The 23,204-nt window shown below is 57.2% G+C and carries 19 protein-coding genes and 1 tRNA gene; 9 read left to right on the top strand and 11 right to left on the bottom strand.

The features are described 5' to 3' along the window. Positions 1-90 precede the first annotated feature (90 nt). Positions 91-2,226 carry an ornithine decarboxylase gene (locus AB8846_RS06475; RefSeq protein WP_370732340.1) on the bottom strand — a complete coding sequence of 712 codons (2,136 nt, stop codon included), beginning with the start codon at positions 2,224-2,226 and terminating at the stop codon, positions 91-93. Between the two features lie 181 nt (positions 2,227-2,407). Here AB8846_RS06475 and AB8846_RS06470 point away from each other — a divergent pair, with 181 nt between their 5' ends. Both AB8846_RS06470 and AB8846_RS06465 read left to right on the top strand, forming a co-directional pair. Beyond that, positions 2,408-3,124 carry a DUF554 domain-containing protein gene (locus tag AB8846_RS06470; protein ID WP_094935400.1) on the top strand — a complete coding sequence of 239 codons (717 nt, stop codon included), beginning with the start codon at positions 2,408-2,410 and terminating at the stop codon, positions 3,122-3,124. 95 nt (positions 3,125-3,219) lie between these two features. Further along, positions 3,220-3,295 (top strand) — tRNA-Phe (locus AB8846_RS06465). A gap of 140 nt (positions 3,296-3,435) precedes the next feature. On the opposite strand, the gene AB8846_RS06460 is transcribed toward AB8846_RS06465, so the two are convergent. Further along, the gene (locus tag AB8846_RS06460) at positions 3,436-3,858 is read right to left on the bottom strand and encodes a hypothetical protein (protein ID WP_370732339.1); all 423 of its coding nucleotides are present in this window, start codon (positions 3,856-3,858) and stop codon (positions 3,436-3,438) included. A 426-nt stretch (positions 3,859-4,284) separates the two neighbouring features. Next, positions 4,285-4,812 carry a helix-turn-helix domain-containing protein gene (locus AB8846_RS06455; protein ID WP_063930490.1) on the bottom strand — a complete coding sequence of 176 codons (528 nt, stop codon included), beginning with the start codon at positions 4,810-4,812 and terminating at the stop codon, positions 4,285-4,287. Between the two features lie 672 nt (positions 4,813-5,484). Between AB8846_RS06455 and pgaA the strand changes: the two genes are divergently transcribed. Genes pgaA through pgaD form a run of 4 tightly spaced genes read left to right on the top strand, consistent with a single transcriptional unit; the run spans position 5,485 to position 11,624 of the window. Further along, complete coding sequence (gene pgaA / locus AB8846_RS06450) at positions 5,485-7,923, top strand: poly-beta-1,6 N-acetyl-D-glucosamine export porin PgaA (protein ID WP_370732338.1); 2,439 nt, start codon at positions 5,485-5,487, stop codon at positions 7,921-7,923. A gap of 8 nt (positions 7,924-7,931) precedes the next feature. After that, the gene (gene pgaB, locus AB8846_RS06445; protein WP_370732337.1) at positions 7,932-9,869 is read left to right on the top strand and encodes a poly-beta-1,6-N-acetyl-D-glucosamine N-deacetylase PgaB; all 1,938 of its coding nucleotides are present in this window, start codon (positions 7,932-7,934) and stop codon (positions 9,867-9,869) included. Then, positions 9,862-11,193 carry a poly-beta-1,6-N-acetyl-D-glucosamine synthase gene (gene pgaC, locus AB8846_RS06440; protein ID WP_063930487.1) on the top strand — a complete coding sequence of 444 codons (1,332 nt, stop codon included), beginning with the start codon at positions 9,862-9,864 and terminating at the stop codon, positions 11,191-11,193. The genes pgaB and pgaC overlap by 8 nt, the downstream gene beginning before the upstream one ends. Next, on the top strand, positions 11,190-11,624 hold the full coding sequence (gene pgaD, locus AB8846_RS06435; RefSeq protein WP_370732336.1) for a poly-beta-1,6-N-acetyl-D-glucosamine biosynthesis protein PgaD: 435 nt from the start codon (positions 11,190-11,192) through the stop codon (positions 11,622-11,624). The genes pgaC and pgaD overlap by 4 nt, the downstream gene beginning before the upstream one ends. Positions 11,625-11,676: 52 nt before the next feature. Here pgaD and gss read toward each other — a convergent pair whose 3' ends face one another. After that, on the bottom strand, positions 11,677-13,539 hold the full coding sequence (gene gss / locus AB8846_RS06430) for a bifunctional glutathionylspermidine amidase/synthase (RefSeq protein ID WP_370732335.1): 1,863 nt from the start codon (positions 13,537-13,539) through the stop codon (positions 11,677-11,679). Between the two features lie 153 nt (positions 13,540-13,692). Between gss and AB8846_RS06425 the strand changes: the two genes are divergently transcribed. After that, on the top strand, positions 13,693-14,241 hold the full coding sequence (locus AB8846_RS06425) for a thioredoxin domain-containing protein (RefSeq protein ID WP_063930484.1): 549 nt from the start codon (positions 13,693-13,695) through the stop codon (positions 14,239-14,241). 106 nt (positions 14,242-14,347) lie between these two features. Here AB8846_RS06425 and AB8846_RS06420 read toward each other — a convergent pair whose 3' ends face one another. From AB8846_RS06420 to AB8846_RS06400, 5 genes are read right to left on the bottom strand one after another with little or no spacing between them, the layout of a single operon-like run. Next, positions 14,348-15,325, bottom strand: coding sequence for an ABC transporter ATP-binding protein (locus AB8846_RS06420; RefSeq protein ID WP_370732334.1), 978 nt, complete (start codon positions 15,323-15,325; stop codon positions 14,348-14,350). Beyond that, entirely contained in the window at positions 15,322-16,299 is a 978-nt protein-coding gene (locus AB8846_RS06415) for an ABC transporter ATP-binding protein (protein WP_370732333.1), read from the bottom strand. The genes AB8846_RS06420 and AB8846_RS06415 overlap by 4 nt, the downstream gene beginning before the upstream one ends. Further along, positions 16,292-17,137, bottom strand: a complete 846-nt coding sequence (locus AB8846_RS06410) for an ABC transporter permease (protein WP_023294546.1) — start codon at positions 17,135-17,137, stop codon at positions 16,292-16,294. The genes AB8846_RS06415 and AB8846_RS06410 overlap by 8 nt, the downstream gene beginning before the upstream one ends. A gap of 5 nt (positions 17,138-17,142) precedes the next feature. Beyond that, positions 17,143-18,096, bottom strand: coding sequence for an ABC transporter permease (locus tag AB8846_RS06405; RefSeq protein WP_370732332.1), 954 nt, complete (start codon positions 18,094-18,096; stop codon positions 17,143-17,145). 45 nt (positions 18,097-18,141) lie between these two features. Beyond that, complete coding sequence (locus AB8846_RS06400; protein WP_370732331.1) at positions 18,142-19,731, bottom strand: ABC transporter substrate-binding protein; 1,590 nt, start codon at positions 19,729-19,731, stop codon at positions 18,142-18,144. Between the two features lie 245 nt (positions 19,732-19,976). Here AB8846_RS06400 and yghU point away from each other — a divergent pair, with 245 nt between their 5' ends. Together yghU and AB8846_RS06390 are read left to right on the top strand one after the other, a co-directional pair. Then, complete coding sequence (yghU, locus tag AB8846_RS06395) at positions 19,977-20,843, top strand: glutathione-dependent disulfide-bond oxidoreductase (RefSeq protein ID WP_213330191.1); 867 nt, start codon at positions 19,977-19,979, stop codon at positions 20,841-20,843. A gap of 160 nt (positions 20,844-21,003) precedes the next feature. Continuing rightward, positions 21,004-21,336: a glycine zipper domain-containing protein gene (locus tag AB8846_RS06390; RefSeq protein ID WP_008499797.1), complete on the top strand. Its 333-nt coding sequence runs from the start codon at positions 21,004-21,006 to the stop codon at positions 21,334-21,336. Positions 21,337-21,409: 73 nt separating this feature from the next. Here the strand turns inward: AB8846_RS06390 and AB8846_RS06385 are convergent, their stop codons facing one another. Both AB8846_RS06385 and AB8846_RS06380 read right to left on the bottom strand, forming a co-directional pair. After that, positions 21,410-22,312, bottom strand: a complete 903-nt coding sequence (locus tag AB8846_RS06385) for an alpha/beta hydrolase (protein ID WP_370732330.1) — start codon at positions 22,310-22,312, stop codon at positions 21,410-21,412. Continuing rightward, a complete protein-coding gene (locus AB8846_RS06380) occupies positions 22,302-23,198 on the bottom strand; it encodes an alpha/beta fold hydrolase (RefSeq protein ID WP_370732329.1) in 897 nt (298 codons plus the stop codon). Before AB8846_RS06380 ends, AB8846_RS06385 begins: the two co-directional genes overlap by 11 nt. Between the last annotated feature and the right edge of the window lie 6 nt (positions 23,199-23,204).

Genomic DNA, 23,204 nt, shown 5'->3' with positions numbered 1-23,204 from the left:
CCCCGGCCCTCTCCCCAAAGGGGCGAGGGTGAAAAGACGGCTCCGTGCAATCCCCTCTCCCCTTTGGGGAGAGGGTTAGGGTGAGGGGGTCTACCTTAATACATACCCATACAGCCGCTTAATCCCGTCGGCATCCTTCTCGCTGTAAACTCCCTGCAGCTCCGGCGAGAAGCCCGGCAGCAGGTTAATGCCCTCCTCCAGCGCCAGGAAGTAACGCTGTACCGCCCCGCCCCAGACTTCACCCGGCACCACGCACAGCACGCCCGGCGGATAGGGCAGCGCCCCTTCGGCAGCAATGTGCCCTGCGGCATCCCGAATGCGAACCAGCTCCACCTCTCCGCGAATATAGGCCCGGTTTGCATCCTGCGGGTTCATTACCACCTCCGGCAGGCTCTCCTTACGGAACATCGCCTTCTGCAAATCTTTCACGTCAAAGCTGACGTAGAGATCGTGCATCTCCTGGCACAGCTGGCGAAGGGTGTAATCCCGGTAGCGCACCGGGTATTTCTGGAAGATCGTCGGCAGCACGTCCGCCAGCGGCGTGTCGTCTTCTATATGCTGTTCAAACTGGCCCAGCATCGCCACCAGCTGCGCCAGCTTCTCGCTGCTTTCGGCAGGCGTCAGCAGGAACAGGATCGAATTGAGGTCGCATTTCTCCGGCACGATGCCGTTTTCGCGCAGGTAGTGCGCCAGAATCGTCGCCGGGATCCCGAAATCCGTGTACTCCCCGGTTTCGGCATCGATACCCGGCGTGGTCAGCAGAAGCTTGCACGGGTCGACAAAGTACTGCTCGCGGGCATAGCCCTCAAACCCGTGCCATTTAGCCCCCGGCTCAAAGCTGAAGAAGCGCAGCTCGCTGGCGATGGCATGCGTCGGATGATCCTGCCACGGCCGCCCCGCCACCACCGGTGGGATAAACGGTTTGATCATATGACAGTTGGCAATGATCGCCTTGCGCGCCTCAATCCCCAGCTCGACGCACTCCGCCCACAGCCTGCGTCCGCTTTCACCTTCGTGGATCTTGGCATTCACGTCCAGCGCGGCGAACAGCGGATAAAACGGGCTGGTGGAGGCATGCAGCATAAACGCGTTGTTCAGCCGCTTGTGCGGGCAGAAGCGCGCCTGACCGCGGATGTGGTTATCCTTTTTATGGATCTGCGACGTTTGCGAGAACCCGGCCTGCTGTTTGTGCACCGACTGGGTCACGAAAATCCCAGGATCGTTCTCGTTCAGCTCCAGCAACAGCGGGGACGTTTCCGCCATCATCGGAATAAACTGCTCGTAGCCCACCCAGGCGGAGTCAAAGAGGATGTAGTCGCAAAGGTGGCCGATCTTGTCGATCACCTGACGGGCGTTGTAGATCGTCCCATCGTAGGTGCCAAGCTGAATGATCGCCAGGCGGAACGGACGCGCCTCGTCGGCCTTCTCCGGCGCCGTCTCGCGGATCAGCTCCCGCAGATACGCATCGTCAAAGCAGCGATCGTCAATCCCGCCAATAAAGCCAAACGGGTTACGCGCGGCCTCAAGATAAACCGGCGTGGCGCCCGCCTGGATCAGCGCTCCGTGGTGGTTAGATTTATGGTTATTGCGGTCGAACAGCACCAGGTCGCCGCGGGTCAGCAGCGCGTTGGTCACCACCTTGTTGGCCGCTGACGTGCCGTTCAGCACGAAGTAGGTTTTGTCCGCGTTGAACACTTTCGCCGCGAACTTTTGCGCGTGCTTGGCGGACCCTTCGTGGATCAGCAGATCGCCCAGCTTCACGTCGGCATTGCACATGTCGGCGCGAAACACGTTCTCACCGAAGAAATCATAGAACTGTCGCCCTGCCGGGTGTTTTTTGAAAAACGCCCCGTGCTGGTGGCCCGGACAGGCGAAAGTGCTGTTGCCCATCTCCACATACTGGCTCAGGGTGTCAAAAAAGGGCGGCAGCAGGTTCTCTTCGTAACGGCTGGCAGCGCTCTCCAGTTCCAGAAACTCCTGAGCTTTGCCCGAGATAACCGCGGTGGCGCCGTCAGGAACGTCCGTTGGCTCCTGCGAGAAAATAAACACCGGTAGCTGAAAGCCCGTGCGTTTCAGCAGTGCAAGAATGCCGCTGCGACTTTCAGCTGTTGTGATGACGACGGCTGCCACATCGGTAAAATCAGTGCTGTCCAGCGTCACCTTTTCGCGGTGCGTAGACACGGTGGAGGCCAGCTCGCGGCTGACGGCAATTTTCATGGTTTTCATAGGCGCAGTTACCCTCACCGGGCGGTGAGACAGGGAGGAGAAAATTCGCGCAATAATGTCACCTTTTATTTTGAGGTGCAAGAAGGAATCAGTATGCACGAAACCACCCAAAGCTAACGCCCGCGCAGCCCTGGCGTGCCATAATAATGCAATATCAATGATTAAATAACAGGAGTTAACTTTGGTTATCGGGCCATTTATTAACGCAGGCGCCGTATTGCTGGGCGGCGTACTCGGTGCCGTGCTGAGCCAGCGGCTGCCGGAGCGTATTCGCACCTCCATGCCCTCGATATTCGGCCTGGCATCATTAGGGATCGGTATTCTTTTAGTCATCAAATGCGCCAACCTGCCGGTGATGGTGCTGGCCACCCTGCTCGGCGCGCTGATTGGCGAGTTCTGCTATCTGGAAAAAGGCATCAACAGCGCGGTGAGTAAAGCCAAAAACCTGATTGCCCGACCGGGCGGCAAGGCGAAACACGGCACGCACGAATCGTTTATTCAAAACTATGTCGCCATCATCATTCTATTTTGTGCCAGCGGCACAGGGATTTTCGGTTCGATGCAGGAGGGGATGACGGGCGACCCAAGCATTTTGATTGCGAAAGCGTTTCTTGATTTCTTTACGGCCACTATTTTTGCCACCACGCTCGGCGTTGCCGTTGCCGCGATTTGCGTGCCGATGCTGCTAATTCAGCTGGCGCTTGCCACCTGCGCCACCTTGATTCTCCCGCTGACCACGCCGGCGATGATGGCAGACTTTACCGCCGTCGGCGGCCTGCTGCTGCTGGCTACCGGGCTGCGCATCTGTGGAATTAAGATGTTTGCCGTGGTGAACATGCTGCCCGCACTGCTGCTCGCCATGCCGCTCTCCGCGCTCTGGACGCACTTTTTCGCTTAAGGATGCGGCGAAATGGTGAGAGATTGCGCAGTCTGTAACGAAAACAACATTTTTCGTTGACGGCAGGGGGCAGATCGGGTTTAATGCGCCCCGTTGCCCGGATAGCTCAGTCGGTAGAGCAGGGGATTGAAAATCCCCGTGTCCTTGGTTCGATTCCGAGTCCGGGCACCACTATTTAAAGAACCCGCCCAAAAGGCGGGTTTTTGCTATATAGCTACGGCCGATTTCTGGGCGCTGATAAGCGTGGCTTTAATGCAGGCACGCTTACGCTAATAGCCCGGTAAGTTAATACAGGCGGTGGCTCTTTTTTATCACTTAATTTTGCCGGATAAATTGCTGACCTGATTTGAAAGGTTGTCGTTGCTCCGCTTCATGTCATCAAGGCTTCTTTGCAATCGCTCGATCTTACTCTCCTGCTCAGAACTCTTTCTCTCAAGCTGTAAAACCTTCTGAGTTAGCTCATCGACTTTGCGGTTGTCGGACTTCATCTTCCTCAGGCTATCCTGCATCTCCTTTAGATCCGACGCCCTGAAATCAGAAGACTCGATTTCATCTGCATTAGAAATTACCGGGATATATCCTCTACTAGAGATGTGGGGTTCGATACTAACCTGAACTTTATTTGGACCCGCAGAGTGCGCGTAACCTATTGAAGAAAAATAAAAAAAAGAAACAACACACAGACCAGACAGATATTTATTCATTTCTAACGTCCTTTTAAATTTTTCAATCACTTCCAGGAGCCTCCTTCTGGTATCACCCGCTCAGGATAAAACACATGGCTTAGCCTCTGGCAGTTCATAAACGGGGTTAAAGAGCAGAAGATACTATTCGTTTTTCATTAACCCTAACGAAAACCCTATGGAAACCGTCGAACTCAGGTATGAGATTGAAATGCTCCTGGAAGGTCCATTCTTTCTTTGCCGGAGATTTACGGTCACTGTAATTCTCAGTGAGGTAATCTAACAATTCTTGCTCATCATATAGCATCAGAAAAATTTCCAACCAGTCTCTTCAACCGTATCCATTACAACGTCCTTTCTGTCGTTTTGAACCAGAGTAAATCGATAGCTAAAACAAGGATGTTGTCCGCTTCCAGTTTTCTTAGAACTCAGAATACCGCCCGCAAGTCAGTTTTATGCTTTTGGATTCTCCCCAACCTAGGGATCGTTCCCACCTGCGTCCAGCAGTTTGTTTTTAAAGATAAACAAACACGCCTCGTTGAAGTTCTCCGCCCCCAGACGTTCCGAGAGCGCCGTGCGTTTGCGATAGAGGCTTTTCACCGACGTATTCAGCTCATCGGCAATGGCTTCCATCGACATCCCTGCCCTCAGCAGCCGCAGCATGATCGCTTCGTGCGTGCTAAGCCGTAAATTAAGCAGCCACTTCGTGGTCAGGCGCCTGCCCTTCATATTGAGAACCAGATTAAACAGCGAGGCCATATCCGGCGCGGTGAGCGACGTGTTCATAAATAACTTCATACTGAGCAGATTCTCCTCGCGGTGTCGCATATCAAGCATAACGCAGCAGATTGTTTTTTTCGTTCTGGCCGGATGGCGTATCAGGTAATCATATAAACGGAGCGGAGAACGACTATCAATCAATACAGAATATTCATCTGCACCGTTATCAAATATGTTTCTGTCAATCGAGTCGAGCAGGATAATATCCGGAAAAAATATCCGCATCCCCCTGACAAGGTAGCGATCCTGAGTCACTAACACTATTGAAGTTGCCACTAACCATCCCTTTTAGATTAAAGCAAGAACGATCCCTCGGAAAGAAGGCCGCCTTCGTTTTATAGCGCTGTTATATTAACGATAAATGTATTCTGGCTTTGGACATCCCTCAATACAGACATTGATGAGTAAGACTTCCTGTAGACTATCATTCAATGGCTGCCATTAATTATAAATAAAAAACAATCGCAGAAAAGTCACTTCTCTAAACATTAAGAATTTTTGTCATGAAACTTCCCAAACATGCACCAGAAAGTTCTTTAATTGACGCAGATAAGCAGCATTAAAAATATATACAAAATTGTCGCAGTAAAAATAAAATGCATTAAATTCAATGATTTATAAATATCCCATCAATTCAAAATAATCATCACAAACCGCTCAATACAGAATTATCTCAAAACGATACACCCGCTTTTCAACATATTTATCCGGCAACATATCAGGTGTACATTAGCTTTCACCCAGTCCACTGAGATAAGGATCCATAATTACCTTTAGGTAAGTACCCCGTAACATAACTGCATTCAGATTTAATGTTCTCATTTATGGCCTTTAACGCTGAGTTTAAAGGCGGCCGTGTTATGCAATGGATTCATGATAAACAAATGGCAAATAGATATGGAAAGATCGCTTCGCTTCAATACGTTATTCTTTTATCGCGCCCCAACATTATTGTTTCTGTTATTCCTCTTTCCTGTTCTGGCTCAGGCGACTGAATCCGTTTATGAGCAACAGATTCAACAGGCGCGTAACGGTAATTACACGCCGTTTCTCGATTATCTTCAGCGTTATCAGCAGCAGCATGCCCTGACGCCTGAACAAGTTGCGGACTGGTTACAGGTTGCAGCCTGGGCGGGTCATGATGACGAGGTTATTCAGGTCTGGCAGCGTTACGGCATTTATATGCCGCTGCCCGCCCGTGGCGTTGCTGCCGTCGCGCAATCCAGGCGAAATCAAAAGGCGTGGCAGCCGGCCCTGGCGCTCTGGAAAGAGGCGCGTAGCCTTGCGCCGGATAACGACGATTATCGTATCGGCTATATCAAAACCCTGGCCGATGCCCGCATGGATACGCTTGCCCTGCAGGAAGCCCGACGGCTGGTGGCGGAAAATCCCTCTCAGGCGCATCTTCAGACGCTCTCGTATGTCTGGTTAAGTCAGGGAAAAAGCTGGGATCGGCTGCTGGCAGACACCCGAGCGCTGAATATCGCACCGGAGAATAAAGCGCTCCTCAGCGAACTGATCGACGCGCTTACGGATAACCGGGTGAATACCCCCGCGCTCCAGCTTTCACAAAGCGTGACGCTGTCTCCCGCTGAGCGTCGCCGTCTTGAGCGTAATGCCGCCGCCGAACGGGTTCGCCTTGCCGATGTGCCTGGCAGAACAGAAAAGGAGCGCCTGCAGCTTGCGCAATCTGCGCTGAATCGTTACGACGCTCTGCTTGCTCGCTGGCACAACGAGCCGCAGGCGGCGGAAGACGTCGTCCTTGCGCGTATCGACAGGCTTGGCGCGCTGTACGCCCATGCTGATTACCCAAAGGTGATTAGCGAATATCAAGATCTTACGGCAGCGCAGCATCCGGTGCCGGGCTGGGCAATCGGCTGGGTCATCTCCGCGTATCTGCAGGAGAAAAACGCGGCCGCCGCCTTCGCGCTTCTGCAACGCTATCCGCAATACGCTTCCGACCCGCAGGACGAGGAGCACGCGCTTTTCTACGCCTGGCTGGACACGGGACAGTACCAGTCCGCCCGCCAGTACGTTGAGCGCCAGACCCGCAACGTCCCCTGGATCCGCTACGATTTCGGCTCCCCTACCCCTCAGCCGAACGATCGGTGGCTTACCGGGCAGTCGCTCCGCTTTAACTATTTGCTGGCGACAAATGCCCTGCCGGAAGCCGAAACGCTGGCGCACCGTCTGGCGACAACGGCGCCGGGCAATCAGGGGTTACAGATTGACTACGCCACCCTGCTTCAGGCTCGGGGCCTGCCGCGCGCGGCCGAGCAAAAGCTGAAAACGGCGGAGGCGCTGGAGCCATCGAATCTGGAACTCGAGCAGCAGCAGGCCTACGTCGCGATGGATCTACAGGAGTGGCGACAGATGGATTTACTGGCCGACGACGTGCTGGCTCGCGCGCCCGTCGATCGCAGCGCCAGGCGTCTCGACAGGCTCCGAACGGTCCACCACATGTCCGAACTGCGCCTCAACGCAAGCAAGGGTTTGCACTCCGATAGCCCCGTCAGCGGGACGCACGACCTGAGCTGGGACGCCACGCTCTATGGCCCACCCGTAGCGGACAGCTGGCGGCTGTTTGCGGGAACCCGCTACGCGCAGAGTAATTTCGATGAGGGCAAAGGCACCAGCCGTCACCTTTTGGGCGGCGTCGAATGGCGGCCACGCGACCTCCAGCTCGAAGCCGAGCTCTCCAGCAACCGCTATCACGGAGCAAACAAGCCGGGCGCTCGCCTCTCAACAACGTACTTTGTGACCGATAGCTGGCAGGTCAGCGGCAGCCTTGAACGCCTGTCGCGCACGACGCCCCTTCGGGCCTTACGCAACGGAATTAGCGCCAACCGGGGTGAAGCCGGGGTGCGCTTGTATCAAAACGAGCAGCGGGAGTACCAGTTCAGCGCCGCCCTCAGCCGCTTCTCCGATCGTAACCGCCGCCAGGAATACACCCTCACGGGCAAGGAGCGTCTCTGGCAGACCCCGTCCCTGACGCTGGATCTCGAACCGGGGATCGCCGCCAGTAAAAACAGCCTGCGGGACACGCTCTATTACAACCCGGCGCGGGATCTGTCCGTGACGGCTGCCCTGGCCGTTGACCATGAAATGGTCCGCCATTACGACACCCTCTGGAGCCAGCAGTTCGTGGCGGGAGGGGGCAGCTACTGGCAGAAAAATCAGTCCGCGGGCGCCATCGCCCTGCTGGGTTACGGACAACGCGTTCAGTGGAACAACGTTATTGATACCGGCGTGATGCTGAACTGGGATAAACGCCCTTACGACGGCAAACGCGAGAGCAACCTCTCCGTCACGTTTGACGCGACTTTACGCTTTTAAGGATGAATATGCTGAACACACGTTTTTCCGTGAGCCTGATACTCCTCGGCTGGCTCTGCCTCGGCGCGAGCGTCTACGCGCAGGCGATCTCGTTCATTGCGCCCAAAGCGCGGCCGCAGCTGGAGGCGAGTAAACCCTGGCCGGAGAACCAGTTTCTGGTCCTGGCCTACCACGACGTCGAAGACGATGCCGCCGATCAGCGCTACCTCTCCGTTCGCACCAGCGCGTTAAACGAGCAGATAAGCTGGCTTCTGCACAACGGCTATCACGCCGTCAGCGTGCAGGACATTCTCGATGCCCATGACGGGAAAAAAACGCTGCCGCCAAAAGCCGTTCTGCTCAGCTTTGACGACGGCTACAGCAGCTTTTATACCCGCGTCTGGCCGCTGCTTCAGGCGTGGAACGTTCCTGCGCTGTGGGCGCCGGTGGGCAGCTGGGTGGATACGTCGGCAAATCAAAAAGTTAACTTCGGCGGCCTGATGACGCCCCGCGATCGCTTCGCGACGTGGGACATGGTGCGCGAGCTCAGCCAGTCCCCGCTGATTGAGATCGGATCGCATACCTGGGCTTCGCATTACGGCATTCCGGCCAACCCGCAGGGCAGCCGGGAACCGGCGATCGCCAACCGCTTTTATGACAAAGCCACGGGCCGCTATGAAACCGACCAGCAGTTCAGCCAGCGGATCGGCGATGACGTTCGCAAAGTGACTGAAAAAATCACGCAGGTGACGGGCAAAGCGCCGCGCGCCTGGGTCTGGCCCTACGGCGCCGCCAACGGTACGTCGCTCGCTATCGCCAGACAGCAGGGTTATCAGCTGGCCTTCACCCTTGAGGACGGGCTGGGGAATGTACAGGATCTGGGCAACATCCCCCGTCTGCTGATCGCCGGAAATCCCTCGCTCAAGGCGTTTGCCAGTACGGTAAGCCAGGTTCAGGAGCGCGATCCCGTGCGCGTCATGCACGTCGATCTCGACTACGTTTACGATCCCGATCCGGCCCAGCAGATCCAAAACATCAACAGGCTGATCCAGCGGGTCTATGACATGAAAATCAGCCACGTTTTCCTGCAGGCGTTTGCCGACCCGCAGGGCGACGGCAGGATCAAGGCGCTCTATTTCCCCAACCGTCGTCTGCCGGTCCGGGCCGATCTCTTTAATTTTGTCGCCTGGCAGCTACAAACCCGCGCGGGGGTAAAAGTCTTCGCGTGGATGCCGGTGCTCTCGTTCGATCTCGATCCTTCCCTGCCGCGCGTGCAGCGCCGGGATCGTCAAACCGGCCAGCAGCGCGAAGCCACCGACCCCTATATCCGGCTCTCCCCGTGGGACCCGCAGGTGCACCAGCAGGTAACGGATATCTATGAAGATCTGGCCCGCTATGCCAGCTTCAATGGGATTTTGTTCCATGACGATGCGGTGCTAACGGACGTGGACGATGCCGGACAGGACACCACGCGCCAGAAAAGCCAACGGCTTATGGGGTTTACCCACGCCCTGAGCCTGGCGGTGAAGCATATCCGTGGCCCGCAGATAAAAACCGCCCGCAACATGTTCGCCTTACCCATTCTGCAGCCCGAAAGCGAGGCGTGGTTCGCGCAGAATCTTGATGATTTTCTGGCGGAGTATGACTGGACGGTACCGATGGCCATGCCGCTGATGGAGTCCGTTCCGGCAGACGAGAGCGATGCCTGGCTGACGCGCCTGGTTAACGCGGTCGCCACGCGCCCCGGCGCGCTCGATAAAACTATTTTCGAGCTGCAGGCCAGGGACTGGGATCAGAAACCGCAGCGCGCCGTGTCCGATAGCCAGCTTGCGCAGTGGATGCGCGTGCTCCAGCTGAACGGCGTCAAAAACTACGGTTACTACCCCGACGACTTCCTCAACAACCAACCTGATATCTCACGCATCAGGCCTGAATTTTCTTCGTACTGGTACCCTGACAATGACTGATCGGATTATCGCATTCTCTATTTTATGTCTGGTATTCGGGTTGCCGTTGGGCGTGGCCGCTCTCTTTACCGGCGAACTGATTCTGGATTTTGTGTTCTTCTGGCCGCTGTTCATGTCGGTGCTCTGGATAACCGGCGGCCTCTATTTCTGGTATCAGCTTGAACGCCACTGGTCGTGGGATAAAGACACGCCCGCCCCGACGCTCGCCGGTGAGCCGCTCATCTCCATTCTTATCCCCTGTTTCAACGAGGGACGAAATGCCCGGGAGACCATCAGCGCCGCGCTGGATCAGCGGTATGAAAATATAGAAGTGATCGCCATCAACGACGGCTCGTCTGACAACACGGCGGAGGTGCTGCAGGCGCTGGCGCAGGAACAGCCGCGCCTGCGGGTGATTAACCTCGCGGAGAACCAGGGGAAAGCGCTGGCGCTCAAGGCCGGGGCGGCGGCGGCCCGGGGCGATCTGCTGGTCTGCATTGACGGCGACGCCCTGCTCGATCGCGATACCGCCGCTTATCTGGTGGCCCCGCTGATTCAGTACCCCCACGTCGGCGCGGTTACCGGGAACCCGCGCATTCGCACGCGCTCCACGCTGATTGGCCGCATTCAGGTGGGCGAGTTCTCCTCCATCATTGGGCTCATCAAGCGGACGCAGCGGATCTATGGCCGGGTCTTTACCGTCTCCGGCGTCATCGCCGCCTTTCGCCGACAGGCGCTGGCGGACGTCGGGTACTGGAGCCCGGACATGATCACCGAAGATATCGACATCAGCTGGAAGCTCCAGCTGCGCCACTGGGATATCTTTTTCGAGCCGCGGGCGCTGTGCTGGATCCTGATGCCGGAGACGCTGAAGGGCCTGTGGAAACAGCGTCTGCGCTGGGCCCAGGGAGGCGCGGAGGTGTTTCTGGTCAACCTGCGCAGGATTGTACGCTGGGAGCATCACCGCATGTGGCCGCTGTTTATGGAGTACGCGCTCTCAACGCTGTGGGCCTTCGCGTACGCGATGACGGTGCTGCTGTTCCTCCTCAGCCAGGTTGCGCCTGTTCCCGCCAGGCTGACCGTGGAGAGCCTTTTTCCACCGGAGTTTACCGGGCTGCTGCTGGGCGTGATGTGTCTGCTGCAGTTCCTGGTCAGCCTGTTCATCGAGCGACGCTATGAACGAAGAGTGGCCAGTTCGCTTTTCTGGGTCATCTGGTTCCCGATGGTGTACTGGATGATCGGCCTGTTCACCACCCTCGTCGCATTTCCAAAAGTCATGCTTAAACGCCAGCGCGCCCGCGCGCGCTGGATCAGCCCGGACCGGGGAAAAGGAAGCATTCAATGAACGAAAATACCTTAATTTTGACCGAGCATCGGCTATTGCCACGTCTTTTCGATGCCGCGTTAACGCTGGTGGCATGGGGAGGATTTCTGTTTTTCCTGTATGCCCGGCTCTGGATGCAGCTAACCGATGAGAGCGACCACCGCTGGGGCGTGATTATCGCGTCCTTTAATACGGTGTTGATCTATTTGCTGTTCGCCGCGCTCAACGGCTGGCTGCTGATTTTGTGGTATCAGTACAACCGCCGCCGCGCCCACGTGAGGCGGCGTCAGCCGGGCTTTTTTCACCAGGAGGAGCTGGCCCGCAGCTTTAACGTCTCACCGCAGATCATCTCCGAGATGAGCCAGTACAACCTGCTGACGGTGTACCATGACCAGATTGGCCGCATCATCGATCTGAAGATCAGCGAGCAGCTGGAAGAGGAAGAACAGTAACGAAAAGCCCCCGCAGGATGTCCTGCGGGGGCTTTTTTATCGCGGGTGTGAACTACTTATCTTTGACCACAATCAGCGGCTCGATATCGCTCTCTTTCTTCACCACCAGCGAGTCATCGCCGCGCAGGCAGGTTCCCCCGTAATTCCCGCCCACGGTAAAGGTACAGACCTGTATGTACTTGCCGTCAACCTTCGGCAGGCACCACAGCTGCTGGTAGATATTTTTACGGTCGACAAACTTGCCGCTGGATTTATCCAGCAGTTCGTCCTGGGCGCTGATCAGATCGATATTGCTGCCGCAGCGTCCGGCAATCGGCTTGACGGCGTATCCGGTCTGCTTCAGCAGATCGTTAACCTCAAAATCGGTGTCGAGCAGGTAGCGGTGGTTCGGGAACAGCTGCCACAGCACAGGGAGAATCGCCTTGTTGCCGGGGATCACGGTCCACAGCGGCTCAAAGACCAGCACCTCCGGGCGCAGCAGGACGTCAATCAGGCGCACTTCTCCTTCGGGATGTCCGGTGCGGATCGGCACGGCGGCGTATTCGGTTTCGCTGACCTCGCGGATCTGCTCTATCGCCGTTTCCCACGCCCAGGTTTTCCACACGCAGTTGACGTGACGGCCTTCGTCGTCAATCAGTTGCCCGGCGGTATCCCAGCTGAGCGCCTCCAGCCCGTGCAGGATTTTGGTTTCGAAGCCGGCCTGCATCAGCGAACGCTGAATAAAGAGCGCGTGATAGTCCTCTTCGACATCGTTGTCCTGCATGATGTGGACGAACGGCCGCGCGTGGCTGTGCTTCCAGGCGCCGGTCAGCTCTTCCAGCAGCCCTTCCGCCGGGTTATGCCCGTTGCCGCGATAGCCGTTTTTCACCCACTCTTCGAGAATCAGCCCGCCCTCGGTATGGCAGGACGCAGAGTCGGCGTTGTACTCGTAGACCTTAATGCCGCGCTCATCCATGCAGAAATCCATACGACCGGTGATCATATGGTGGCGACGCCACTGCCAGGAGAGGCGCAGGCGCGGCCAGAGGATTTTCGGGATGTCGAAAAGCGCCAGCAGGCTGTCGTCTTTCAGCACCTTATCCGTCGCGTGCAGGTACATCAGGTGCAGCTCGTTGGTGGCCTTGATCAGCTCCTGCTCGGCGCTTTCGGTAATGGTGAAGTACTGGCAGGGATCTTTGTTGATCACATGGCCGTTCGCGCGGATATACGCCTGCTGCAATGCGTCATTTTCGTTAAGCCATTTTCCGTCGAACTGACGCGTGTTTTTCAGCCGCGCGCCGCTGATTTTCAGCAGCTCGCCGTCGATTTCCGGCTGGGGAATGCTGTGTTCCGCGTCGTCGGTCTGGATCATCCAGCCGAGGATCTCCGTGTCGTTGAAGGTGTCATGGATCGTATAACACCCGTTCTCCACGCTCAGACGCAGCTCGCGCGTCCACTGCTGCCCGAGCGGCAGCGGGGAGTGAATCACGTTCTGCTCCGCAATACGCACCTTATCGTCCAGAAGCTGGGTGATCACCGCCACGTGGCCGGTCTCGTGAAATTCGCCGCCCTTTTGCCAGATCAGCAGCGCCCCGGCGCGCGGCGCGCGTTTCGAACCGTTGGCAAAAGCCTGAAGGGGCAGAATGTTATCGTTCACCACCTGACGCAAAAAGCGCAGGGAGAAGATTTCCCACGCCATGCCGACGTCGGTAAACACGAAGCCATAGTTGAGAAACAGGAAACGGCGGGCAAACTCAACGCACTGCCACTTGTGGCCCATGTATTCGTTGCCGATATAGCTGCGGAAATCCGCATCTTCCGGGTAGCTGCGCGGGTCCAGACTGCCGTAATTTGAAGAGTAAATCGCCACGCCACCGGGCGCATAGCCTAACAATGTCCCGAATGGCGCATCACTGCTTAACTTTCCTTTACGCATGTATCCAACCTAAAACAGGCAGGCGGCAATTTTTTTAGGGGTTGTCGTCGTCTGCACGTTGTGATTAACCTGACAGAGGGATATTTATCATACACCTGCGTGGCAAATTATTCGTCGCAACAATGACTAAAATTCACAACATCAGGAGTCAACATGAGCGTACAGGCGCAAGCGCTGGAATGGGGCCACGGCCCGCGAACCTTTGAAGTGTTTCTGGAACCAACCTGCCCCTTCTCGGTGAAGGCGTTTAATAAGCTGAATGCGTTTCTGGAACTGGTGGGGGAAGACAAGGTCACGGTCAAAATCCGCCTGCAATCCCAGCCGTGGCATCTGTTTTCCGGCACGATCGTGCGCTGCATTCTGGCGGCATCCACGCTGCCGGACGGCAAAACCGCCGCACGTAAGGTGATGCAGGCGGTGGCCGACCATCGCGAAGAATTTGAATTTACCGACCACTGCAGTGGCCCGAATATGCAGGCCACGCCGGACGAGATTATCGCCCGGATCGAGGGCTACAGCGGGGTGCAGGTTGCAGGCGCGTTTGCCCGGCCGGAACTGCAAAATGAGATCAAATGGCACTGCAAATACGCCCGCCAGAACGGCATTCACGTCTCGCCGACCTTTATGGTTAACGGCCTGGTGCAGGCTGATTTAGGCAGCGGCGATGACGTAGAGGTTTGGGCGAAGCGGGTACTGGGATAGCGTTGTGCCGCCGGTCATGCCGGGTGGCGGCTTCGCCTTACCCGGCCTACGAAACGCAACCCCCTGTAGGTCGGGTAAGCGAAGCGCCACCCGACACGTTTAAGGCTCAAATCTTAAACAACCAGCACGCCGCGAAATGCCCTGGCGCAATCTCCTGCATGGCAGGCTCCTGCGTCTGGCAAACCGGCATGGCGTGCGGGCAGCGGCTGCAGAACTTACAGCCCGGCAGCGCGGACGTGGGGCCTGGAATGTCGCCGCGCAGGGTGGCGTCTTCGAGATTGCGTATGCGCGGATCGGGCTGGGGAACCGCCGCCAGCAGCGCGCGGGTGTAAGGGTGTGCCGGACGCTGATACAGTTCATTCGCCGGGGCCACCTCCACCAGTTTACCGAGATACATCACCCCAATGCGGCTGGAGATATGGCGCACCATGGAGAGATCGTGGGCGATAAACAGGTAGGTTAGCCCCAGCTCCTGCTGCAAATCCTGCAAAATATTCACCACCTGCGCCTGCACCGAGACGTCCAGCGCCGAGAGCGGCTCATCGCACAGCACAAATTCAGGATGCACGGACAACGCGCGGGCAATACTGATGCGCTGGCGCTGCCCGCCGCTGAACTCGTGCGGGAACCGTTCAAGGTGTTCGTGCTTCAGCCCCACTTTGTAGAGCAGCGTTTCCGTGCGTTCCCGCTGTTCTTCACGGCTGTAGCCGTGGATCTGCATCGGTTCGGCCACCAGCTGTCGCACGGTCATACCGGGGTTGAGCGAGGAGTAAGGATCCTGAAAGATCGCCTGCATCCGCTTGCGCAGCGGCTTGAGCTCTTTTTCACGGGCGTGGGCGATCGCCTGCCCGGCGAAGTGGATTTCGCCCGAGGTGATATCGAAAAGGCGCAGGATGGCGCGCCCGAGGGTGGATTTGCCGCAGCCGGACTCCCCCACCAGGCCAAACGTCTCGCCGGGCTGGATATCAAAGCTCACGCCATCAACCGCCTTCACGGCCACGCCTTTACGCAGCAAACCGCCGCTAAGCAGATAGTGCTTGCGCAGATCGCGCACGCTCACTAATGGCGCCTGTTGTTCACTCATGCCTGAATCTCCTTATCGGCCCAAAGCCAGCAGGCGGTGCGATGGCCCTCTCCGGCGGTGTAAAATGCGGGCTGTCGTTCACACTGGGGCATGCGCTTCGGGCAGCGTTCCGCGAACGGACAGCCCGGCGGCGGGTTAAGCAGGCCGGGCGGCGAACCTTCAATGGGCGATAAACGCTGATTCACCTCATTCGGGCGCGGCAGCGAGGCCAGCAGCCCCTGGGTGTAAGGATGCGCAGGGCGATAAAAAATGTCCTCCACGCTCCCCTCCTCCATCACCAGCCCGCCGTACATCACCACCACGCGGCTGCAGACCTGCGCCACGACGCCGAGATCGTGGGTGATCAGCAAAATCGCGGTCCGGGTCTGCTGCTGGAGACTTTTCAGCAGGCGCAGGATCTGCGCCTGAATGGTCACGTCCAGCGCGGTGGTCGGCTCGTCGGCAATAAGAAGCTTCGGGTTGCAGGAGAGCGCAATCGCGATCATCACCCGCTGGCGCATCCCGCCGCTGAACTCGTGGGGATACTGGTCGTATCGGCGTTCCGCCTCGGCAATGCCCACCTGTTCCAGCATGGCTATCGCCGCCGCTTTGGCCGCTTTTTTGGTCAGCCCTTTGTTGCGCATCAGGATCTCAGCCATCTGCTTGCCGATGGTCAGCACCGGGTTCAGGGCGGTCATCGGATCCTGGAAAATCATCGCGATCTCGTTGCCGCGAATGGCGCGCATCTGCGCGGGCGTTTTCTGCGCCAGGTCCTCATTCTGGAAGCGAATGCTGCCGCCGGTTATCCGTCCGTTGCTCCCCAGAAGCTGGATAATCGACTTACAGGTGACGCTTTTCCCGCAGCCCGACTCGCCGACGATACCGACGAGTTCACCCGGCTGAACCTGAAAGCTTACGCCGCGCACCGCGTGAACCTCGCCCTCGCGGGTGCGGAACGTGGTTTGCAGGTTCTCAAGCGCTAATAAGTTACTCATCGCGATTCGCTCCTGGCTCAAAGGCGGTACGGAACACATCGCCCAGCACGTTAAAGCTAAACACCGTCAGCAGGATCAGAATGCCGGGGAACATCGCCAGCCACGACGCTTCGCCAATATAAGACTGCGCGTTGTTAAGCATACTTCCCCACGACGCCGCAGGCGCCTGCACGCCCAGCCCTAAGAAGCTGAGCGTTGACTCCATCAGAATGGCCGAGGCGATATTGAGCGTGGCCGCCACGATAATGGTCGGCAGCACGCCGGGAATGATATGGCGCACGATAATACGCAGCGGATGCTCTCCCGACGCGCGGGCATAAAGCACGTACTCGCGCTCTTTCACCGACAGGGTTTCAGCACGCACCAGTCGCGACATGTTCATCCACGTCAGCAGGCTGATAATCAGAATGATGTTATCCACGCCCGGCTTGAGGTAAGCATTCACCACCAGCAGCAGGAAGAAGGCCGGAATGGCCATCAGGATATCCACGGCGCGCATCATCAGGTTATCCAGCCAGCCGCCAAAATAGCCGCTCACCGTTCCCACCACCGTGCCGATAAGCGTGGAAAAGAGCATCGCCAGAAAACCGACCATCAGGGAGATCTGGCCGCCATACAGCGCGCGGGTAAAGTAGTCGCGGCCATACTCGTCGGTGCCGAACCAGTGCGCGGCATCCGGCGGTAGCGTGCGCGCGCCGAGCGCCATCCGATCCGGATCGTACGGACTTAACCCCGCACAGAGCGCGGCGACAACGAAAATAAAAAGCACAAAAAGAGAGAACTGCGCCGGACGGTTGCGGCGCAGCTGGTGACGAACCTGCTGCCAGCGTCTGCTCATCCGGGTTACCTCAGCGTACGAATGCGGGGATCGGCGAAGCGATAAAGCACGTCGGCGATCAGGTTACCGACGATCAGCATCATCGACGAGAGCATAATGATCGCCATGATCAGCGGGTAGTCCAGCGAGGCGATCGACTGGATCCCGAGCAGCCCCATCCCCGGCCAGGAGAAGACGCTCTCGGTTACATAAGCCCCCACAATCAGCTCGCCGAACGACAGGCCGAACAGGGTAATCACCGGCAGCAGCACGTTTTTCAGCACGTGGCGGAACAGAATACTGGAACGCGTGGCGCCGTAGGCAAGCTGGGTCTGCACGTAGTCGGCCGAAAGCTGCGAGATGGTGTTGGAGCGGATGTAGCGCACGTAGCTGGAGAGGTTGTAGAACGTGAGGGCAATACACGGCAGCACGCCGTGACGCAGCAGGTCCAGCCCGTTGTCCTCCATGCCGATGGTGCGCATCCCCATGCTCGGGAACCAGTTAAGCTGCACGGCAAAAACGGTGATGAGCAAAATGCCGAACCAGAAAATCGGTACCGAGATGCCAATATAGGCGAACAGGTTCAGGAGGTGATCCAGCCAGCGGTGCTTAAATGCCCCCGCCAGCAGGCCCAGCGGGATCGCCAGCACGACCGCCATCAGCAGCGATGCGCCCATCAGCCCCAGCGTGGCCGGAATGCGTTCGCCGATCATCTCCAGCACCGGGCGGTGGTAAATCAGCGAATAGCCGAGATCGCCCTGCAGGACGTTTTTCAGCCACAGGACGTACTGCGTGACCAGCGGCTTATCCAGCCCCAGGCTCTGGCGAATACGTTCGATATCTTCCGGGGCCATGCGCGGCGTGATGTACGCCGCCACCGGATCGCCGGGCGCGAGCTTGACCAGCAAAAACGCCACCAGCGAAATGAAGAAAAGCATCGGCAGCAATTGCAGCAGCCGACGCGTGAGGAGTGTGTTCACGACGTGCCCTTACAAAAGCCCCGACCTGACGGCCGGGGCAATCACTTATTTCTGATAGATTTTTGACAGATCCTGGAACAGATAGACCGGTTTCGGCTCTGCTTCCTGGGTGCCGCCGAAGCGCTTGTCCACCGCGACGGTCGCGTTGGTGTAGGCAATCGGGTAGTAGGTCATGTCGTTCGCCACGGTCTGCTGAATTTGCTTGTAGATATCGGCACGTTTCGCGGCGTCGGTTTCCACTGCGCCTTTATCCCACAGGGCATCAAACTGCGGATTTTTGTAGTGCGCGTAGTTATAGGCTTCGTTGCTCATGAACAGCGATTTGTAACCGTCCGGCTCTGAGCCCATGATGTAGCCGCCCAGGTTCAGCTCCCACGCGGTGTTGTTCATATTGAGGCTGCGCTGAGACATGGCGTTGGAGTCCAGCGGCATCAGCTCCACGTTCACCCCAATGCCCTTCAGCGCCTGCTGTATGTAGAGCGCCATGCTCTCCTGGGTTTTGTTGGTGTTCACATACGCCAGTCGCAGCTTGAGGTTGTCCGGCGCGCCGGACGTCTTCAGCAGGTCTTTGGCTTTTTGCAGATCGAATTTGTACTGTTCAACGTCATCCGTCTTGTAAAGCGTATCCGGCGTCAGGAACGAGGTCGCCGGTTTAGCGTAGTCGAGCGAGGTAAAGGCGGTCTGGGTCAGCTCGTCCTTATTGATGGCATACGCGATGGCCTGACGCAGCGCTTTGCTCTTCATCACCGGCACGTTCTGGTTGAACGTCATATAGGCCAGACGGCCTTCCGGATAGACCACAAAGTCAAACTTACCGGTATTTTTCAGGCGGTTCACATCCTGCGGGTCAACCATCTTGAGGTTGATTTCACCGTTTTGCAGCGCCAGGTTGGCGGCATTGCTGTCTTTGGCGAAACGGTAGGTGACCGAATCAAGCTTCGCTTTGCCGTTCCAGTAATCATCAAAACGGGTCAAGGCGTAATACTGCCCGGCGCGATACTCTTTAAATTTGAACGGCCCGGAGCCGACCGGCGCATCGTTTTTGGTGCTCTTTTCCAGGTCGCCTTCACCGGCGAACACGTGCTGCGGGATCGGGTAGATCTGTACCAGAGTGCCGGTAAAGGCCGCGCTGACCTGCGGTAAGGTGAACTTAACGGTGCGCTCATCCACCTTGCTCACCTCAACAGGCTTGCCGCCGTAGGTAAACATGCTGCGGAAGAAGCTGTGCTGTTTGGCGTCCAGCAGCTTATTGAAGGTGAAGACCACGTCGTCCGCTGTCAGCGGCTGGCCGTCCTGCCATTTGAGGTTGGGTTTTAACGTCAGGGTATAGCTCAGGTTGTCGGCGGAGGGCGTCAGGCTTTCCGCCAAGCCCCACTCAATGTTGCCGTTATTAAAGCTGTACAGCGGGGCATAAAGCGCCTGCATGATCGTTAACGTTGTACGGTCACTGGCATAGAGCGGATTAACGGCTAACGGGTCGCCGGAGGTAATACCGATAATCAGCGAACCGCCCTCTTTTGGCGCGTCGCTTTTTGCCGCTGAGGGCGTATTTGTCTCTTTATTTTTCGCATCATCACAGCCCGCCAGGCCTAACGCGAGCGAAACGACCACTGCCGATAACAGAAGCTTGCGCATCTCACTAACTCCTTGCCTTATAAAGTGTTTATTACTGCATCTTTTATTTATGTTGAAGCATCATATTCAGCTTTATCGGTTTACGCATTAATTATGAAAATGCGATTTTCGATTAAGCTTATGCCGGATTTGATATATATAAGCGCCGGAAGGAATAGCGGCAGATCGATTACGCTCAGTTCGTTAAACGCTTCACAAATCTCCTGCTACACTGCCTCAACACATCACTCAAAAGGCAGGCCAACATGTCAGACAACACGTATCAGCCACCAAAAGTGTGGGAATGGAAAAAGAACGGCGGCGGCGCGTTCGCCAATATTAACCGCCCGATTTCCGGCGCGACGCATGAGAAGGATTTACCCGTAGGCTCCCACCCGCTGCAGCTCTACTCGCTGGGGACACCCAACGGCCAGAAAGTGACGATTATGCTCGAAGAGCTGCTGGCGCTGGGCGTGACGGGCGCGGAGTATGACGCCTGGTTGATCCGCATCGGCGAAGGCGATCAGTTCTCCAGTGGATTCGTCGACGTGAACCCGAACTCGAAAATACCGGCGCTGCGTGACCACTCCACGAACCCGCCAACGCGCGTATTTGAATCCGGCAATATCCTGCTCTATCTGGCAGAGAAATTCGGTCACTTCCTGCCGAAGGATCCGGCGGGACGCACCGAGACGCTGAACTGGCTGTTCTGGCTGCAGGGCGCGGCGCCGTTCCTCGGCGGCGGTTTTGGCCACTTCTACAACTATGCCCCGGTGAAAATTGAGTACGCGATTGACCGCTTCACCATGGAAGCCAAACGCCTGTTCGACGTGCTGGATAAACAGCTGGCGCGCGGTCGCTACGTGGCGGGCGAGGAGTACACCATCGCGGATATCGCCATCTGGCCGTGGTTCGGCTGCGTGGCGCTGGGCAGCGTGTATAACGCCGCCGAGTTCCTGGATGCAGAGAAGTACGCTAACGTGCAGCGCTGGGCGAAAGACGTGGCGAACCGCCATGCCGTTAAGCGCGGACGCATCGTTAACCGCACCAGCGGCGAGCTGAACGAGCAGCTTCACGAACGCCACGCGGCGAGCGACTTCGAGACGAATACCGAAGACAAACGTCAGGCGTGACGACTGACCGGGCGGTTCGCCGCCCGGCAGCAACGATCCTTATCCAGGGCATGATTAGCTTAAAGGTTGAGTCGGTATTGCTGGCACTATCTGGACGTTTTTCTCGCGTCAGAGAGTGAGAAATGACGTCTCAACCGACAGCAGTCACAAAGGATCTGTTATGAAACTTATTAAAACAACGCTGGTTATCAGCGCCCTCATTTTTTCCACCTCTGGAATGGCCATCGACAAAACCGCCGCTGGCGCGGTAGCGGGCGCTGCCATTGGCGCGGCCACGGGCAAAGATCTGAAATCGACCGTTGGCGGTGCCGTTGTTGGCGCAGGCACCGGTGCCATGTTCAAAAACGGCGACAAAGGTAAAGCCGCGCGTAAAGGTGGCGCGGTAGGCGCTGCCGTGGGCGCAGGTGCCGCGGCGGTTACCGGCAAGAGCGTGCTGAAAGGTGCGGCGGTTGGTGCGGGTACAGGCGCGCTGATTGGTGAAGCGACGCACTAAGGCTGTGTGCCACCTTGTGAACAGGCATGAATAATAAACCCAGCGATCGCGCTGGGTTTTTTGTGTTTTTGAATCAGATATGCGCACGTTCGAACAACCGACGCGCGGCTGGCGTTAACCCTGACATATGAATGCAGGCATGCACCATTCCCGGCAACCGTTCACTGCGTACTGGCACCCCCGCCTCCTCAAGCCGCAGCGCATACTCTTCAGCCTCATCGCGCAGGGGATCATATTCACAACTCAGGATGGTTGCTGGCGGTAACCCCTTCAGCGAGGCCATATGCAGCGGCTCGGCATAAGGATGACGACATTCTCCCAGATAGTTTTCCCAGCAAAACGCCATCGCATCTCGCGTTAAATAATAACCTTCAGCAAATTCACAATAGCTTTGGGACGACATTTCGCGACTTAACGCCGGGTAGAGCAGCAACTGATGCTCAATGTGAGGACCGCCGCGATCCCGGGCCAGCAGAGCTGTCGCGGCAGCAAGATTGCCGCCTGCACTGTCGCCGCCCACCGCCAGACGGGTCGCATCTATTCCCAAAAGCGCGGCCTGTTCACTGGCCCAGCACAGTGCCTGATAAACATCTTCTAACGGCCTTGGGAAGGGGAACTCCGGTGCCAGACGGTAATCAACGGAGAGTATTTTCCGGCCAGTCGCATTGGCTAATGCCTGACAGGGCCGATCGTACAGCGACAGCGAGCCCAGACACCATCCGCCGCCGTGAGCAAACAGCATTGCAGGCTGCGCGATTTCAGCGTTTGAGGCAGCAGGCGTATACGCGCGAAGACCGATAGCGTAACCATCGTCAGCGATAACAACGTAATGTTGAATGCCGCCACCTGTTTCCTCCTCACCCTGTAGCCGCAGCAAATCGACCTCGGTGGCGGCACGCAGGTCTGCTAACGACGCCGGTTGCGGCGCGCCCGATGATGCAGCCAGAAAGTCAGCAATGTGTTTATCAAGCGGCACGAGTGATGTCCTCTGAGAGAAAGGGTACGATTAGCCCAATAAACGCCTCATGACACTCTTCGGTAATAAAATGCCCGCAGTCCGCCACCGTCTCGCCACGCAAATCAAGGGCATTGCCCTGTAGGGTTATCAACGGCGCATCGCGCGTCGCATGTTCGGCCCCCACCGTTAACACCGGCATGGTTAAAGGCGTTTGCGCACGGCGCTGGTTCTGCCGGATGGTTTCCGGGATAGCGCGATAATAGTCGAAGCCCGCACGCAGCCCGCCGGGTGTTGAATAGGCGGCGATATACACTTCTGCGGCAACCCGTTCACGTCGATGAGACCAGCGGTCGAAAATATAGCTGAGATACTGTGATTCGCGCCCGCTGGTCAGGGTTTCGGGTAGATCCGCCAGCTGATTGAACATGAAGTGCCAGAGAAAGATGTTCTCTTCCGGTGCGACAAAAATCGGCGGAGGTGGGGCCAGTCCAGGGATAACCGCTTCTGTTAGCACAAGTCGTTCTATCGCCTGAGGAAAATCGCTCGCCATGGCGTATCCAACCCACATGCCAATATCGTGGCCTACTATGCTATAACGCGCATGACCCAACTGCGCCATCATGGTATGCAGCATGGCGCCGACACGTCCGGTATCATAGCCGTCGCGCGGTTTATCTGACTCGCCAATGCCCGGAGGGTCGACCGCTATCGCCTGAAAACCCGCCGCCGCCAGCGCCTGAAGGACATAGCGCCAGGTATACCAGGTCTGCGGCCAGCCCGGTATCAGCAATACCGGTTGTCCTTTTCCCGCCACGACGCAGTGGATGCGCTGTCCGTTCACTTTCGTATAGACGTGTTCTGCCCTGAGATCCGCGTGCGCGATCTCACCGTATTGTTGTTCCATGGGGAC

Source organism: Enterobacter sp. KB-221C9, from assembly GCF_041320715.1.
Classification (GTDB): domain Bacteria; phylum Pseudomonadota; class Gammaproteobacteria; order Enterobacterales; family Enterobacteriaceae; genus Enterobacter; species Enterobacter asburiae_D.
The sequence above is the reverse complement of the archived record's forward strand: the minus strand, read 5'-3'. Positions and strand labels throughout refer to the sequence as shown.

Bases quoted from the DNA above. Each gene is read 5' to 3' on its own strand.
- AB8846_RS06475 (WP_370732340.1), bottom strand. From the start codon at position 2,226: ATGAAAACCATGAAAATTGCCGTCAGCCGCGAGCTGGCCTCCACCGTG.
- AB8846_RS06455 (WP_063930490.1), bottom strand. From the start codon at position 4,812: ATGCGGATATTTTTTCCGGATATTATCCTGCTCGACTCGATTGACAGA.
- pgaA (WP_370732338.1), top strand. From the start codon at position 5,485: ATGGAAAGATCGCTTCGCTTCAATACGTTATTCTTTTATCGCGCCCCA.
- pgaB (WP_370732337.1), top strand. From the start codon at position 7,932: ATGCTGAACACACGTTTTTCCGTGAGCCTGATACTCCTCGGCTGGCTC.
- pgaC (WP_063930487.1), top strand. From the start codon at position 9,862: ATGACTGATCGGATTATCGCATTCTCTATTTTATGTCTGGTATTCGGG.
- pgaD (WP_370732336.1), top strand. From the start codon at position 11,190: ATGAACGAAAATACCTTAATTTTGACCGAGCATCGGCTATTGCCACGT.
- gss (WP_370732335.1), bottom strand. From the start codon at position 13,539: ATGCGTAAAGGAAAGTTAAGCAGTGATGCGCCATTCGGGACATTGTTA.
- AB8846_RS06425 (WP_063930484.1), top strand. From the start codon at position 13,693: ATGAGCGTACAGGCGCAAGCGCTGGAATGGGGCCACGGCCCGCGAACC.
- AB8846_RS06420 (WP_370732334.1), bottom strand. From the start codon at position 15,325: ATGAGTGAACAACAGGCGCCATTAGTGAGCGTGCGCGATCTGCGCAAG.
- AB8846_RS06415 (WP_370732333.1), bottom strand. From the start codon at position 16,299: ATGAGTAACTTATTAGCGCTTGAGAACCTGCAAACCACGTTCCGCACC.
- AB8846_RS06410 (WP_023294546.1), bottom strand. From the start codon at position 17,137: ATGAGCAGACGCTGGCAGCAGGTTCGTCACCAGCTGCGCCGCAACCGT.
- AB8846_RS06400 (WP_370732331.1), bottom strand. From the start codon at position 19,731: ATGCGCAAGCTTCTGTTATCGGCAGTGGTCGTTTCGCTCGCGTTAGGC.
- yghU (WP_213330191.1), top strand. From the start codon at position 19,977: ATGTCAGACAACACGTATCAGCCACCAAAAGTGTGGGAATGGAAAAAG.
- AB8846_RS06390 (WP_008499797.1), top strand. From the start codon at position 21,004: ATGAAACTTATTAAAACAACGCTGGTTATCAGCGCCCTCATTTTTTCC.
- AB8846_RS06380 (WP_370732329.1), bottom strand. From the start codon at position 23,198: ATGGAACAACAATACGGTGAGATCGCGCACGCGGATCTCAGGGCAGAA.